Source organism: Dermabacter sp. HMSC06F07 (assembly GCF_001807345.1).
In the GTDB taxonomy this organism is placed as follows: Bacteria; Actinomycetota; Actinomycetes; order Actinomycetales; family Dermabacteraceae; genus Dermabacter; species Dermabacter hominis.
In genome coordinates this window covers 63,925-77,870 of sequence record NZ_KV788579.1, presented here as the reverse complement: position 1 = coordinate 77,870, position 13,946 = coordinate 63,925, and the positions used below count along the sequence as shown (strand labels likewise).

The 13,946-nt window shown below is 63.6% G+C and carries 13 protein-coding genes; 5 read left to right on the top strand and 8 right to left on the bottom strand.

Features of this window, described 5'->3' with window-relative positions:
• Positions 1-62: 62 nt before the first annotated feature.
• On the top strand, positions 63-1,352 hold the full coding sequence (locus tag HMPREF3157_RS10395) for a hypothetical protein (RefSeq protein ID WP_141740615.1): 1,290 nt from the start codon (positions 63-65) through the stop codon (positions 1,350-1,352).
• A 52-nt stretch (positions 1,353-1,404) separates the two neighbouring features.
• On the opposite strand, the gene HMPREF3157_RS04170 is transcribed toward HMPREF3157_RS10395, so the two are convergent.
• Positions 1,405-1,932, bottom strand: coding sequence for an arsenate reductase/protein-tyrosine-phosphatase family protein (locus HMPREF3157_RS04170; RefSeq protein ID WP_101686629.1), 528 nt, complete (start codon positions 1,930-1,932; stop codon positions 1,405-1,407).
• A 119-nt stretch (positions 1,933-2,051) separates the two neighbouring features.
• Here HMPREF3157_RS04170 and HMPREF3157_RS04165 point away from each other — a divergent pair, with 119 nt between their 5' ends.
• Positions 2,052-3,296 (top strand): App1 family protein, encoded by a 1,245-nt coding sequence (locus HMPREF3157_RS04165; protein WP_016663800.1) that lies wholly within the window; start codon positions 2,052-2,054, stop codon positions 3,294-3,296.
• A 25-nt stretch (positions 3,297-3,321) separates the two neighbouring features.
• On the top strand, positions 3,322-3,921 hold the full coding sequence (locus HMPREF3157_RS04160) for a hypothetical protein (RefSeq protein ID WP_016663799.1): 600 nt from the start codon (positions 3,322-3,324) through the stop codon (positions 3,919-3,921).
• Positions 3,922-3,974: 53 nt separating this feature from the next.
• Here HMPREF3157_RS04160 and HMPREF3157_RS04155 read toward each other — a convergent pair whose 3' ends face one another.
• The 3 genes from HMPREF3157_RS04155 to HMPREF3157_RS04145 are packed head-to-tail and all read right to left on the bottom strand — an operon-like array spanning position 3,975 to position 6,720.
• Positions 3,975-4,757, bottom strand: coding sequence for an amino acid ABC transporter ATP-binding protein (locus tag HMPREF3157_RS04155; RefSeq protein WP_034371826.1), 783 nt, complete (start codon positions 4,755-4,757; stop codon positions 3,975-3,977).
• A gap of 50 nt (positions 4,758-4,807) precedes the next feature.
• Positions 4,808-5,761, bottom strand: coding sequence for an amino acid ABC transporter permease (locus tag HMPREF3157_RS04150; protein WP_070435599.1), 954 nt, complete (start codon positions 5,759-5,761; stop codon positions 4,808-4,810).
• Positions 5,758-6,720: an ABC transporter substrate-binding protein gene (locus HMPREF3157_RS04145; RefSeq protein WP_070435598.1), complete on the bottom strand. Its 963-nt coding sequence runs from the start codon at positions 6,718-6,720 to the stop codon at positions 5,758-5,760. The genes HMPREF3157_RS04150 and HMPREF3157_RS04145 overlap by 4 nt, the downstream gene beginning before the upstream one ends.
• A 127-nt stretch (positions 6,721-6,847) precedes the next feature.
• On the opposite strand from HMPREF3157_RS04145, the gene HMPREF3157_RS04140 reads away from it, so the two are divergent.
• The gene (locus HMPREF3157_RS04140) at positions 6,848-7,969 is read left to right on the top strand and encodes an aldo/keto reductase (RefSeq protein WP_070435597.1); all 1,122 of its coding nucleotides are present in this window, start codon (positions 6,848-6,850) and stop codon (positions 7,967-7,969) included.
• 4 nt (positions 7,970-7,973) lie between these two features.
• Here the strand turns inward: HMPREF3157_RS04140 and HMPREF3157_RS04135 are convergent, their stop codons facing one another.
• Positions 7,974-9,968 carry an ABC transporter ATP-binding protein gene (locus tag HMPREF3157_RS04135; RefSeq protein ID WP_070435596.1) on the bottom strand — a complete coding sequence of 665 codons (1,995 nt, stop codon included), beginning with the start codon at positions 9,966-9,968 and terminating at the stop codon, positions 7,974-7,976.
• Positions 9,965-11,698, bottom strand: coding sequence for an ABC transporter ATP-binding protein (locus tag HMPREF3157_RS04130; protein ID WP_070435617.1), 1,734 nt, complete (start codon positions 11,696-11,698; stop codon positions 9,965-9,967). The genes HMPREF3157_RS04135 and HMPREF3157_RS04130 overlap by 4 nt, the downstream gene beginning before the upstream one ends.
• A gap of 199 nt (positions 11,699-11,897) precedes the next feature.
• Here HMPREF3157_RS04130 and HMPREF3157_RS04125 point away from each other — a divergent pair, with 199 nt between their 5' ends.
• On the top strand, positions 11,898-12,527 hold the full coding sequence (locus HMPREF3157_RS04125; protein WP_016663792.1) for a DUF6318 family protein: 630 nt from the start codon (positions 11,898-11,900) through the stop codon (positions 12,525-12,527).
• Positions 12,528-12,536: 9 nt separating this feature from the next.
• Here HMPREF3157_RS04125 and HMPREF3157_RS04120 read toward each other — a convergent pair whose 3' ends face one another.
• Together HMPREF3157_RS04120 and HMPREF3157_RS04115 are read right to left on the bottom strand one after the other, a co-directional pair.
• On the bottom strand, positions 12,537-13,370 hold the full coding sequence (locus HMPREF3157_RS04120) for a class I SAM-dependent methyltransferase (RefSeq protein ID WP_040386444.1): 834 nt from the start codon (positions 13,368-13,370) through the stop codon (positions 12,537-12,539).
• 131 nt (positions 13,371-13,501) lie between these two features.
• Positions 13,502-13,867 carry a VOC family protein gene (locus HMPREF3157_RS04115; RefSeq protein ID WP_016663790.1) on the bottom strand — a complete coding sequence of 122 codons (366 nt, stop codon included), beginning with the start codon at positions 13,865-13,867 and terminating at the stop codon, positions 13,502-13,504.
• Positions 13,868-13,946 lie beyond the last annotated feature (79 nt).

The window sequence follows — 13,946 nt, the reverse complement described above, 5'->3', positions numbered from 1 at the left end:
CGTTGCGCGATTCTCGCGCCGCCATTTTCGCGCTCTACATCGCTCTTTCCCGGGGAGACTGCATGTCCATTTCACGAACCGGCGCGCGCCGCACAGCGCACCACGCGCCGGCACGCAGTTTCCAGTCCCGACATCGCCGCCGTGCCGCGCGCGTGGGCGCGATCGCGTTGGCACTTTCACTGTCGGGAATCCCGGCAGCGCCTCTAGCCTTCGCGGCGGGCGATTCTACGCAACCGTCGGCACCTTCTGCCTCTGACAGCCCCACGAGCGGCGCTGAGCCGGCTGAGCCCGATGCCCCCAAGTGCGTTGTGCCGGGTGAGGAATACTTCTTCTTCGCGGGCTTCCGCTGGGTGAAGTGGTGGATTGAGCACCCGGGTGAGGATCCGTGCTTTCTCTGGCCCCCCGCGCCCGAGCCCGAACCAGAACCGTCACCGGATCCCACGGAAGAACCCGCCCCGGAGCCAGCACCCACTGCGGACCCCACGGAGCAGCCAGCCCCGGAGCCGGAACCCACCCCGGAGCCAAAACCGACCGTAGACCCCACGGACGCACCGCTGCCCGAGCCCGAACCAGAACCGTCACCGGATCCCACGGAACAACCCACCCCTGAACCGGCACCCACCGCAGACCCCACGGACACACCAACGCCAGAACCCACGCCCAAACCAGAACCATCACCGGACCCCACGGAACAACCCACCCCGGAGCCAGCACCCACCCCGGAACCGTCGGCGGAGCCCGCCCCACAGCCGAACCTGGAGCCCGCTCCTGCACCGTCGGAAGCGCCGGCACCCGCGCCTGCATCGGAGCCCTCCCCTCAGCCGAGCCCTAAGCCTGAGCCTGAGTCTGAGCAACTTCCTACGGACGCCCCGGCCGTCGCCTCCTCACCGCACGAGCGCCCCGAGTCTCTTGCACCGGATCTCGCGCCCGAGCACACCACTGAATCCGAAATCAATGCCGGGTCCGCACCGGCGGCCGAACCCCCACTCGACTCCCCCGCGCCGCTGCTCGTGCCCGAACAAGAGACTTCGGGACTCGCTCTCGCGCCGGCTCCGACGAGCCAACACACCGAGATCCCCGACCTCACCGTTCCCACGACCGAGGAATCGCAAACCGCCCCACCTGGCGTTCGCCTCAACCCCACGCAGGCCCCCACCGACGGTTCAACTCCGCCAGCAGATGACGTTCTCGGTGCCGACGAAGAGAAGGTCGACACGATTCTTTCCGTGTGGACCAACCCCGATGGCAGCGCCCTCGGCACACTCAAAACCATCCTCGCGAGTACGGTCGCGGTAGGCGTTGGTGTTGCCGGCGGTCTTGGTGCCCTCACGCTCAGGGCGCGCGCAAAGTGACCGTAGGGGCCCGCGAGTCAGCCTTGTTCAGGCAAGGGCAGCGCGATCCGGCCTAGGCGATCTCGCCGCGCTCACGAAGGCGCGACTTGATGAATAGCAGGATCGACGGGACCGCTCGCTCCATCTTGAGCACGGTGCGGTCGAAAAACTTCTGGCTCTCGTAGAACGGATCGGGAACCTCGAGATCCTCGGGTTCAGCAACTGCCGGTTTCGCCGGATCGAATTCGCCCCACATGTGAAGCGTGGGCGGCTCGACGCCTTCGGGAATCGCCTCGAGTTTGCGCGTCATTTCCGCGAGGTGTTTCGTGCTCATCGTGAGCACGAGGTCCCATTCGCCGAGCTGGTGGACGGGAACGGTGCGGGCTGCATGCGCATCCGGGCTATAGCCAGCGCGCTCGAGGGCAACGACGATGCGATCGTCCATGGGGAACCCTTCGGATTCGTACGTGGTTCCCGCGCTTTCAACCTCGACAAGACCCGCGAGCCCGGCCTGCTCGAGGCCAGTCTTGAGCATGACGGCGGCCGCGGGCGAACGGCAGATGTTCGCCGTGCACACTGTCAACACTCGGTACTTGCTCACGCCCCTATCTTGCCGCATTTTTGGCGCGAGCGTTAAGGGTCGTACCCGGCGCGTCTACTAGGATGGGGAGGCTCCCACCGGGGGCCTTTGCCGCGATCTGAAGTGCATGGAGGTGCGCGTTGGGTTCATACGCGTTCTCGCGACTGGATCGTCCCCACTGGTCGGCGCGCCTCGAAGATAAAAAGAACACCGCAATCGCCCGTGTGTTGCGCGCCCTCGGCTACGAAGCGCGCATCCAGCCGTATACCGCGTACGGCTCCCCCACAAAAGTACGCGTGCTCGGGCGCGTTCTCTTCGCGGGCGCCGGTACGCGCCCGGATCATTTCGATCCTCCGGTCTACGACATGCGCTCGCTTGCGCGGCGCGGCTTTCGGAATTTCACGTCGCAGATCGACCCGCACGTTCGAGTTACGGTCACCGTGAGCACCGCCAAGGGCCCACAGGTCTTTGAGACGTACGCTGACCGCTCCGGCATTATCGACGAGATCATTGGCGTAGAGCTCGCCCCCGGCATCCACGAGCTCTCCCTCAGCACCGATGGTACAAACACCGTCACGGCGAACGTCCACGTTTTCGATGATGAGGCGCAAGAAATCGCGGTTGTCAGCGACATCGACGACACGGTCCTCATCACGCTCCTGCCCCGCCCCCTCATCGCCGGGTGGAACGCCTTCGTGATCTCCCAGGCCTCCCGCCGCATCGTTCCCGGAATGGCCGTTTTCTACCAGCAGCTTCGCCGCCACTACGGTGAGAACACCCCGTTCATATACCTCTCGACGGGAGCGTGGAACGTCGCGCCCGTGCTCGAACGCTTCCTCTTCAAGAACGGGTACCCTGCCGGCCCGCTTCTCCTCACCGACTGGGGCCCCACCAACACGGGCTTCTTCCGCTCGGGCACACGCCACAAGCTCACGACTCTCGCCGCCCTGCGCGAGATGTTCCCGAACACGCGCTGGCTCCTCGTGGGCGACGACGGTCAGCACGACCCCTCGATCTACGGAAGCGTGGTCGATGAACATCCGGAATCGGTCGCCGCGGTAGCTATCCGCGAACTCACCGACAACGAGCAGGACCTCGCTCACGGCGCCGAACGCCCCCTCGCGTCGATCGGTGCCCTCGGGCGCGCCCTCGTGGATGCCGTACCGAAGGTGTGGCGCAGCACGATTGGCCTAAAGGGTTCCGACGATCGCCCGGCATCCGTCGGGCCTTCCTCAAACGGTACTGCCAGCGCCAGCTCCACGCACGCGCCCGGGACTGCTCTCGAGAGCGTGCACGAGCGCCAAGGGGTGCCGTGGGTCAGCGCACCCGATGGTTTTGGCCTTATTCGGGCGGCACGCGCGATCGGGATCCTCGGCCACCACTAAAATCAGGGTGGAGAGAGGGGCAGGCATGGGCGAGAGAACCTTTACCGTCCGCTACAACGATGGCGGTCTCGCCGACGCCGCGAGTCCGCGCGAGGCGCGCACCCGCCGCTACTGGCAGGCCCTCCTCGCGTTTTGTGCGCGGCACGTGACCGCGCTCGTTACGCTCCTCATCGCGGGAGTTCTCGCGGACATCGCCTTGAAGAAGGCGTTCGGAATCCACATCTTTTTCATTTCACTCGTCTCCTCGGGAACGGTTTTTGCACTCCTCGGGTACGTGTTCTACCGAGACGGTCGCAACCTCTACGATCGAGTGTTTCTTTCGCGTCGCGAGAACCCGCCCAGTCCACCCTTGGCGCCAACGGGCGCGGAGGCCTACGAGTGGGGTCGTGCGATCGACGGTGTCGGACTGTGGATTGACCCCGAATATCTCGGCCTCGTCGCAGACCCGGGACGCTACGAGACCTACCCGTGGAGCGATGTGCGTCTCGACAAGGCCACGTTTCGCGGGATTGGCAGGAGCGATTTGATCGTTCACTTGCCTCACCGCCACTTGCGCTACAGCGGCGACAAGCTTGGAGTGACCGCGGCAGACATCATCGCGCGCGCCTCGAGCCTCGCGCGCTAGAGCACAAGTGCCGAGGCTCCCTCTCGCGTAGTCACAGGGGTGTCGCGCCGCCCCTACAGCACGCTCGCGAGGAATGCCTTGAGCCGCTCCGAGCGCGGGTTATCGAGGATCTCGCTCGGCGACCCAGCCTCGACCGCCTTACCGCCGTCCATGAATACGACGTGGTCGGCAACCTCGCGCGCGAAGGCGATCTCGTGCGTCACGACGACCATGGTCTGGCCCTCGGCCGCAAGATCCTTGAGGACCTGGAGCACTTCGGCAACGAGTTCGGGGTCAAGTGCCGATGTCGGCTCGTCGAACAGCATGATCTCGGGCTCCATCGCGAGGGCCCGCGCGATTGCGACGCGCTGCTGCTGCCCGCCTGAGAGCTCGCTCGGATAGTGGTCGGCGCGGTCGCCGAGCCCCACGCGCTTCAGAAGCTCGAGTGCCTGTGCCCGGGCCTCGGCTTTCGACATGCCCCGCACGTGGATTGGGGCTTCGCTCACGTTCTCGAGGGCCGTCATGTGAGGGAACAGGTTGAAGCGCTGGAACACCATCGAGATGCGGGAGCGCTGCGCGGCGATGTCCTTTTCGGAAAGTTTTTGCCAGCGACCGTCGGCAAGCGGTTCCGGACCGTACCCTTGCAGCTCTCCGTCGATCAGGACTTTCCCGCCCGTGGGTTCCTCGAGTTGGTTGATGCAGCGAAGGAGCGTGGATTTACCCGAGCCCGAGGGGCCGATGAGCACGCACACGTCCCCGTCGCCTACCTCGAGGTCAACCCCCCGTAGGACGTGCAGGTCCCCGAATGCCTTATGGATGTTCTCGAGCCGAACCTTCGGCGCTACCGCCATAGTCATGTCCCCTTCCTCGCCACTGTTTTCTGTTCTTGCCACATGTGCCTCTGCGCTCACAGCTCAACCTCCGGCAGCGGGTCCTTCGGGGTTGTGCCGGCCGCGTTCACGGATGCCTGGCGCGAGGCTCGTTTGCCGGGGCGCACCGCGGCGCGATCGTCGAAGCCGCGCCCGAAGTAGCGCTCGATGTAGTACTGGCCCACCATGAGCACACTCGTCACGGCGAGGTACCACAGCGCTGCGACGATGAGCATCGGCACGGGCTTGAACAGAAGGTTCGCGATCGAGTTCGATGCGTAGGTGAGGTCGAGCGTGAACGGCACCGCGAGGACGAGCGAGGTCGTCTTGAGCATGCCGATCGTTTCGTTGCCAAGCGGCGGGATAATCACGCGCATGGCCTGCGGAAGCACGATCCTGCGCAGGATGAGCGAGTTCTTCATGCCGAGGGATTTCGCGGCCTCGCTTTGGCCACGCTCGACGCTCGTGAGGCCCGCGCGCATGATTTCCGCGAGGTAGGCGCCTTCGTTGAGGCCGAGTGCGACCGTGGCTGCCCAGAACGCGGTGAAGAAATCTCGCGTCGAGAAGCTGAAGAGTTCGGGCCCGAACGGCACACCGATCACGACCTTCGGGATGATCACCGTGATGAGGCCCCAGAAGACGAGCTGCGTGTAGACGGGCACGCCGCGGAACACAAAGATGTACGCCCATGAGACGCCGCGCAGGACGGGGTTGGAGCTCAAGCGCATGATCGCGGCGGTGAGGGCGATGATGGTGCCGATGATCATCGACACGAGCGTGAGCAGCAGGGTCCAACCAACGCCGCGAACGACCTTCACGTCGAAGAGGTAGGTGCCAACGACGTCCCATTCAAAGACCTCATTGCCTGCGGCGAAGACAATGAGCCACACGCTGAGGAGCGCGGTGATGACCGCGGCGATCCACGTTCCTGGCCTCGGGGCCCGCTTCGCGCGGATCCGGTTCGGGATCGGGGTATCGATACTCGTGTTCATGCCTTTTTGACCTCTGCTTTCTCGATCAGCCCTGCGTCGTTGCCCCACGCGCTCATGATGGTGCGCAGGGCTCCCGTGTCGATGAGGTGTTGCACAGCAGCGCGCAACGCTTCGGCGAGTTGATCCTCGCCCTTTTTGACGACGATCCCATTGAGTGCCGATTCCTCGACGTCGCCTACCTGTTCGAGGCTTCCGCGCGAACGCGCAATCGCGTAGCTCGTGACGGGTGAGTCGGCAATGAGCACATCGGCCTTACCGCCCGCGACGTTCGTGACGGCGTCTGAGTTATTGGCGTAGGCGAGGACGTCGACGGGGCGTTGGCCTTCGGCGCGGCACTGCTCATCGGCGGCGAGGGCGATTTCCTCCTGGTAGGAGCCAACCTGCACCGCGGGGCGTTTGCCGCACAGGTTGTGCGGGTCGATGGAGTAGGGGTTGCCTTTCTTGACCGCGTAGGAGATGCCGGCTTCGAAGTAGCTCACCATCGTCACGGTTTGGAGTCGTTCCTCGTTGATCGTGAAGCCGGAGATTCCCATGTCGTATTTGCTTCCCACCGCGGGGATGATCTGGGAGAACACCGCCGATTCGGTGCGGGTTTTGAGACCGAACACGATGCCGAGTGCAGTGAGCAGGTCGATGTCGTAGCCGACCGCCTTGCCGTTGCTAAGGAATTCGCCGGGCGCGTAGCTCAGTTCGGCACCGTTGACGAGTTCGCCTCGCGTGCGGATCTCTTCGGGAAGGAGTGCGGCGATGTCCTCCTGATACTCGATCCCGCTGAAGTCCACTTCGGGAATGAGGCTCGCTTCAGCCGCCAGCTCTTCGGAAGCGCGCGTGCACGCGCCGAGGCTCGGGACTAGGGCGCTTGCCACGAGGGCGGCGGGGAGGGCTCGCAGGAATGTGCGCCTGGAGGTTCCGACGGTTGCCGCACTGGCGTCGGACCCACATTCACCGGTTTGAATCATTTTGCAATCGTATGCATGGCTATGCGATTGACGCAAGGCGTCCACTGTGTGACATACAGCGGGGTCGAAAGCCTCGGTGACGGGCATTACACTGGAATCACAAGCATCTCTCGGCAAGGAGGCCACCATGAACGAGAGCACCCCCACCAGCCGCGCAACCATGAATGAAGAGAGCTACGCGCATTTCCGCCGGCTCGGCACTTCGGGGCTTCTGCTCCCGCCGATCTCCCTGGGGTTCTGGCACAACTTTGGACGCGAACGCTTCGAAGGCGGCTTTGAACACGACGTTCGTGAACGTCCCAAAGCAGACTTCTCGCGCCAGCGCGAGATCGTGCACTACGCGTTCGATCACGGCATCACCCACTTCGACCTCGCCAACAACTACGGCCCGCCCGCGGGCAGCGCCGAAGAAACCTTCGGTGAGATTCTCCGCAAAGACCTCGCAGCCCACCGCGATGAAATCCTCGTGACCACCAAGGCGGGCTTTCGCATGTGGCCCGGGCCGTACGGCGATGGCGGCAGCAGGAAGTACCTGCTCGCCTCACTCGATCAGTCACTCACGCGCCTCGGCCTCGACTACGTCGACATCTTCTACCACCATCGCCAAGACGACTCGACCCCGCTTGAGGAGTCGATGGGGGCACTCGCGCACGCCGTCAAGAGCGGCAAGGCGCTCTACGCAGGCATCTCAAACTATTCTCCCGAAAAAACCCGCGAGGCTGCAACGATGCTGCGCACGATGGGTGTTCCGCTCCTTGTCAACCAGGCGAGCTACTCGATGCTCACCCGCACCTCCGAGGAGAGCCCGAGCGGTCATGCGGAAGATTCGCTCCTTGGCGTATGCGAGCGGCTCGGCATCGGGGTCGTCGCGTTCTCTCCGCTCTCGCAAGGGCTGCTCACGAACCGCTACCTCACGGGCATTCCCGAGAAATCACGCGCCGCGCAGAACGTGTTCCTCGGGGAAGACGTCGCGAAGGACCCCCGCTACCTCGAGAAGGTTCGCGCGCTCAGCCGCGTCGCCGACGACCGCGGGCAGAGCCTCGCACAAATGGCCCTCGCATGGGTTCTGCGCAAGCGCGTCGTGACATCCGCGATCGTCGGAGCGTCGAGCGTGCAGCAGCTGCGCGCGAACATCGCCGCTGCACGAACCATCGTGCGCGCGGGCGAGAGCGTTCCGGCAACACACTTCAGCGACGAGGAGATCTCGAGGATCGATGCGATCCTCGCCGATCCCGTTCCGGAGGACTGAGCATCTAACCGTCCTGGGCGGAAGCCTGCAGCTCCTGCCCGGGACTGCTCTCACTCTCGCTGCTCGCACCCTCGAACTGCGAGCGATACAGGCGCGCGTAGGCGCCGCCCGCCGCGAGAAGTTCCTCGTGATTGCCCTGCTCGACGATATCGCCGTGCTCCATCACGAGAATCAGATCAGCATCGCGAATAGTCGAGAGGCGGTGCGCGATCACGAACGACGTGCGGCCCTCGCGCAGAGTATTCATCGCGTTCTGCACGAGCACCTCGGTGCGCGTATCCACGCTCGAGGTCGCCTCGTCGAGAATAAGAAGCTCGGGCCGCGCGAGGAAGGCACGCGCGATCGTGAGAAGCTGCTTTTCACCGGCAGACACACTCGAACCTTCGTCGTCGATGATCGTGTCGTAGCCCTCCGGAAGCTGCTGCACGAAGTCATGCACGTGAGTAGCCTTGGCGGCCTCAAGCACCTCCTCGTCGCTCGCATCGAGGCGACCGTAGCGGATGTTCTCGCGGATCGTGCCTTTGAAAAGCCACGTATCCTGCAGCACCATCCCGGTGCGGCTGCGCAACTCATCGCGCGTCATCTTGCGCGTATCCACGCCGTCAATCGTGATCGTGCCACCATCGATCTCGTAGAAGCGCATGATGAGGTTGACGAGAGTCGTTTTGCCCGCCCCCGTGGGGCCCACGATCGCAACAGTCATCCCGGGGCTCGCCACGAGTGACAAATCAGAAATGAGAGGCTTCTCGGGCGAATAGGAAAAGCGCACGTGCTCGAACCGCACCTCGCCACGACCAGGTGATGCGGCCTCGGGTTTGGGCCGGCGAGCGTCGGACCCCTCCCCCGGGCTCTCCGGGACCTGCTCCTCGGCATCCAAAAACTCGAAGATACGCTCGGCCGATGCAACGCCCGACTGAAGCTGTGTGGCCATCGACGCAAGCTGCGACACGGGCTGCGTGAACTGGCGCGAATACTGGATGAAGGCCTGCACATCTCCGAGCGTGAGCTGCCCCGAGACGACCTTGAGGCCGCCCACGAGCGCCACTGCCGCGTAGGACAGGTTCCCCGCAAACATCATGAACGGCATGATGAGCGAGCTGACCACCTGCGCACCAAAACTCGCGCGATACATCTCGGCGTTCTTCTTCTCGAAGCTCGCGCGCAGATCGTCCTGGCGACCAAAAACCGACACGATCTCGTGGCCGGAGAACGCTTCCTCAACCTCCGAGTTCACCTCGCCCGTCGCATCCCACTGCTCCCCAAAGAGTTTCTGGGCGCGCTTGCCGATCACCGCGGTAATCACGAGCGCAAGGGGGATCACGATGAGCGCCACGAGCGTGAGAATCGGCGAGATCACGAGCATCATGATGATCGTGCCAATCACCGTGAGGCCCGAGGTGATAATGCCGCCGAGAGTGTTGTTGAGGGTGTTTTGCAGGTTATCCACGTCGTTTGTCACGCGCGACAAGAGGTCGCCGCGGCGACGCGAATCGAAGTAGCTGAGAGGCACGCGGTGCAACTTCTCTTCGACGTCGCGGCGCAGCCGGTAGATGCTGCGGTACACCACGCGGATAAGCATGCGCGTTTCGAGCCACGTGAAGAATGCCGCGAGCACGTACAGGATCGTGACGGTGAGCAGCACCGTGTTGAGCGCACCGAAGTCGATCCCGTGACCGGGATTCAGGTCCATGCCCGAGACCATGTCCGCAAGCTGCTCTTGTCCACTCGCGCGCATTCCGGCGACGACCTGTTCCTTCGTGACGCCAGCCGGCAACCGCTTCGAGACGACGCCGTTGAAGATGATGTCGGTCGCGCGGCCGAGAATCTTCGGGCCGATCACGCTCAGGATCACCGAGAGGACGCCGATCGCCATCGCGCCGAGCAACATCGTCTTTTCGACCATGAGTTCGCGAAGGAGCCGCTTCAGCGACGGCCCGAAGTTGCGCGATTTTTGACCGGGGCGCAGGCCCCGCTCGCTCTGCTTCTTGTCCTCGCTCATTGCTTCGCCTCTTCCTCAAACTCTGAAGCCGCACCCTGCGAGGCCACAATCTCCTGATAGGTCTCGTTCGTCGCGAGGAGCTCCTCGTGCGTACCGCGCCCGACTATCCGTCCGTGATCGAGCACGAGGATCACATCGGCGCTCGTGATGGTCGATACGCGCTGGGCGACGATCACCATGAGTGCCTCGCGTGTTTCGGGCTTCAGGGCCGAGCGCAACCGAGCATCGGTCTGCAGGTCGAGCGCGCTGAAGGAGTCGTCGAAAAGGTAAATGTCGGGCTTCGACAGGAGCGCCCGCGCGATCGAGAGGCGCTGGCGCTGACCGCCCGACACGTTTGAGCCGCCCTGGGCGATCGGGGAATCGAGCCCCTCGGGCATCTCGGCAACGAAGTCGCGGGCCTGCGCAATCGTGAGGGCATGCCACACCTCTTCGTCGCTCGCCTCCGGTCGACCAAACCTCACATTTGAGGCGACCGTTCCGCTAAAAAGATACGGGCGTTGCGGCACGTAACCGAGGCGACCGTGAAGCAACTCAGGCGCCGCCTCACGCACATCCACGCCGTTGACCTTGACGGCGCCGTCCGTCACGTCGAAGAGCCGCGAGATGAGGCCGAGTAGCGTGGTTTTGCCCGAGCCTGTTCCGCCGATGATCGCCACCGTTTGCCCCGCGTGGGCCTTGAACGAAATGCCCTCGAGCACGGGGCGTTCCGCGCCCGGATACGCGAACGTGACGTCGTCGAATTCAAGCTCGGCGCGCTCGCTTACACGCGGGTCCCCCGGTTGAACGGCGACCTCAGGAGCAGGAAGCGCCACCGAAGTATGCGTATCGAGCACCTCCGTGATGCGCTCTGCGGAGACCATCGCACGCGGAATCATCATCGTCATGAACGTCGCCATCATGACCGCAATGAGGATCTGGATGAGGTAGGAAATAAACGCGACGATCGAACCGACCTGCATCTCGCCGCGGTCGATTGGGCCTGCCGCCGCGAGCAGCACGAGCACCGAGCTGAACGACAGCAGAAACATGATGATCGGGTTGATGAACGCGATCAGATGCCCCACCCGTCGATTGATCTGTGTGAAGCGCTCGTTCGACACCTCGAAACGGTCCCGCTCGTAGGGCTCACGCACGAATGCACGCACCACGCGAATACCCGTGATCTGTTCGCGAAGAATGAGATTCAGCTCGTCAATCCTCTCCTGCATCTCTCGGAACAGGGGCGCCGCACGCAGCACGATGACACCGATCGCGATGAGCATGAGCGGCACCATGACCGCGATCAGCCACGCAAGCTGCGCCTCTTGCTGGAGCGCGAGAACGGCCCCGCCGATGCCGGTGATCGGCGCGGACACGAGGAACATGAGGCCAAAGAACGACAGGTTCTGAAGCTGTTGCACATCGTTCGTGTTGCGCGTAATAAGCGAGGCAGGAGTGAAATGGCTGATTTCCTTCGCGCTGAAGGACTGCACGCGATCGAACACATCGGAGCGCACGTCCCGCGCAAGCCTCATCGCCACCCGACCCGCGAAGTAGTTCGCGGCGCAGAGGGCGAGAATATTGGCAAAGCTCACGAGGAGCATCCAGCCGGCAAGGCGCCAAATCGCGTCGATATCACCCTTGGCGATGCCGAGATCGATGATGTCAGCCTTGAGCGTGGGCAGGTAGAGGGCGGCAAGCTGCGCCGCGGCTTCGAACATCACGACGAGCACGAGAGAAAACCACGACATTGTCGCGTAGCGCCACAGGAGTCTCAGGAGGGTCACGAGAGAGAAGAACCTTTCGTGCTCGTGCGGGTAAGGAGAGGCCGACGCCTGCCACGCCCGCAGTGACAATGCCCAAAGAATACAACCGATGCTGTTTCGCGACTATGGTGATCGCTCTCGACCGATTCTGCCGTGCACCGAGGGGCTGTATTAGCCTTGAGCGGTGAGTAAAACGACCCAGCGCATCGTCGTCCTGATCTTCGCTCTTGCCCTCATCATCCCCGCGGGGCTCGTGGGGATCGGGCAGTTCACGCAGAATGATCAGGGCGGTCGGCAGGTGGCCGACTCCGCGCAAGACACGCGCGCAAAGGTCGATCCCGCGACCCAGCCAAAGCCGACGAACACCACGGAACCATCGCGCGCGGACTTCCCGGGTATCGACGACGAAACCGAGGCGGGAGCAAAAGCAGCCACCACATATCTCTTTGCCGTGTACGCCTACATGATCGGCACCGGTGACACGAGCGCGTGGCGCGAACTCATGGACCCGTCGTGCGAGGAGTGCATGCGCTTTGCTGACAATGCGGAGCAACTTCACGCCGCGGGAGGCTGGATCGTGGGCGGCGAGATCACCCTCAGCGACGAGAAGGTGACGCTCACGAAGGGCAACGGTGCGAGTGATGGAGCCTCGACGACTGCGAAGGTCGACGCGACGTTCCACGAGGCCGCCGCAAAGCTCATCGATGACCCGACGCGCGAGCCCGCAACGCGCGGGGCGTCGCAGGGGAAGTTTTCCGTAGGTCTTCGTTTCGTTGACGGCCACTGGCGCGTGACGTCGATGGCGGTTGGTTAAGACAGCCGGCTAGGCGGGCCTGTACAGAAAGAGATCCGTGCGGTACGGCATCGCGACCCGGCTGCCGGGGTTGTAGCCGAGGTGCTCGTGGAGGTACCAGTCGAGATTGTCGAGGACCTTCGCTCGGGTTTTTTCCGAAGCGGTGAGATAGTAGCTGCGGGTCGTTGCAAGCCGTACGAAGTCCCACGTGGGGCGCTCATCTACCCAGTGTTCGACGTGCCGCTTCACAAGCTCGAGTCCCTCACCCACATCGGGGAGAAAACCTTCGCGTTGCACGTCGCCCGCGTGCGCAATCCGCGAATATCGATGCACCCACGGCACGCTCACATCGAGCGTGTTCCACACGAGAGCGAGCACTCCCCCGGGTGCAAGAATCCTCCGAACTTCGGCGCTCACCGCGCCCGTCTCAAACCAGTGCCACGCTTGCGCGGCAGTCACGATGTCTGCGCTTCCCGCCTCAAGAGTGGTGGCCTCTGCCGGCGCCACGCACGCCTCGAACCGCTGCGCCATTTGGCTCGCGACCGCTTGCGTGCGCGCCACTTCAAGCATCGACTCGCTCGTATCGAGCGCAGTGACGCGACAGCCTCGCTCAGCGAGCGCGAGCGAAAGCTTTCCCGTTCCGGCCCCTAGGTCAACCACGCGGGGGCGTGCAGCGGTTCCGATGGCTGCCACGATCAGGTCGAGAGCTTCAGCCGGGTACCCGGGCCTCAGCTCGTCGTAGCCGTCGCCCTCGCCTAGAAATCCCTTCGCGAGTTCCTCTTTGCGTTCCCGCGAGCCATAGCGCGGTTCATCCCGGCCCGAAATGTTGGGGATCGGGCCGGGAGTGCTTCGCCTGTCGTTCATGGTCACGAAAGACCACCCTAGCCGCGGCTCTTGATGCTCCGCGTGATGGTCTGCAGATTTAGCAAGGTTAACGGCACAACCGCCACACGGCGGCGAGCTCGTGCCCGCCGCCGATGGCGCCTCCATTCGGGCTAGTCGACGGGGCTGACCCGCACGAGGTTGTGGTCGGGGTCGGCTATCACGAAGGTGCGACCAAAGACGTCGTCGTGCGGTTCCTCGATCACGTGCACTCCTTTCGCGACCCATTCCTCGTAGACGTCGTCGATGGCAGAGGCGGGACCGGGAATCATGAGCCCGATTTCGTTCGTGCGCGGTGTCGCTGATGCGAGATTTTCGTCGTGACCGGTCCAGATTGCGAAAAGCACGCCGGGCGCGACCTCAAAAGCGACGTACCGCGGGCTGGTGAAGGTGGGTTCGATTTCGAACAGGCGACTATAGAAATCGGTGGATCGCTCGACGTCGCTGACGTAGGTCAGAAACAGATTTGGAGCCGGCATGGATCTCTCCTTATGTCAGTGGATCAGGGAGCCCCATATAATCAGGCATAGACGACACCTGCTGTCATGTTTTCTTTAA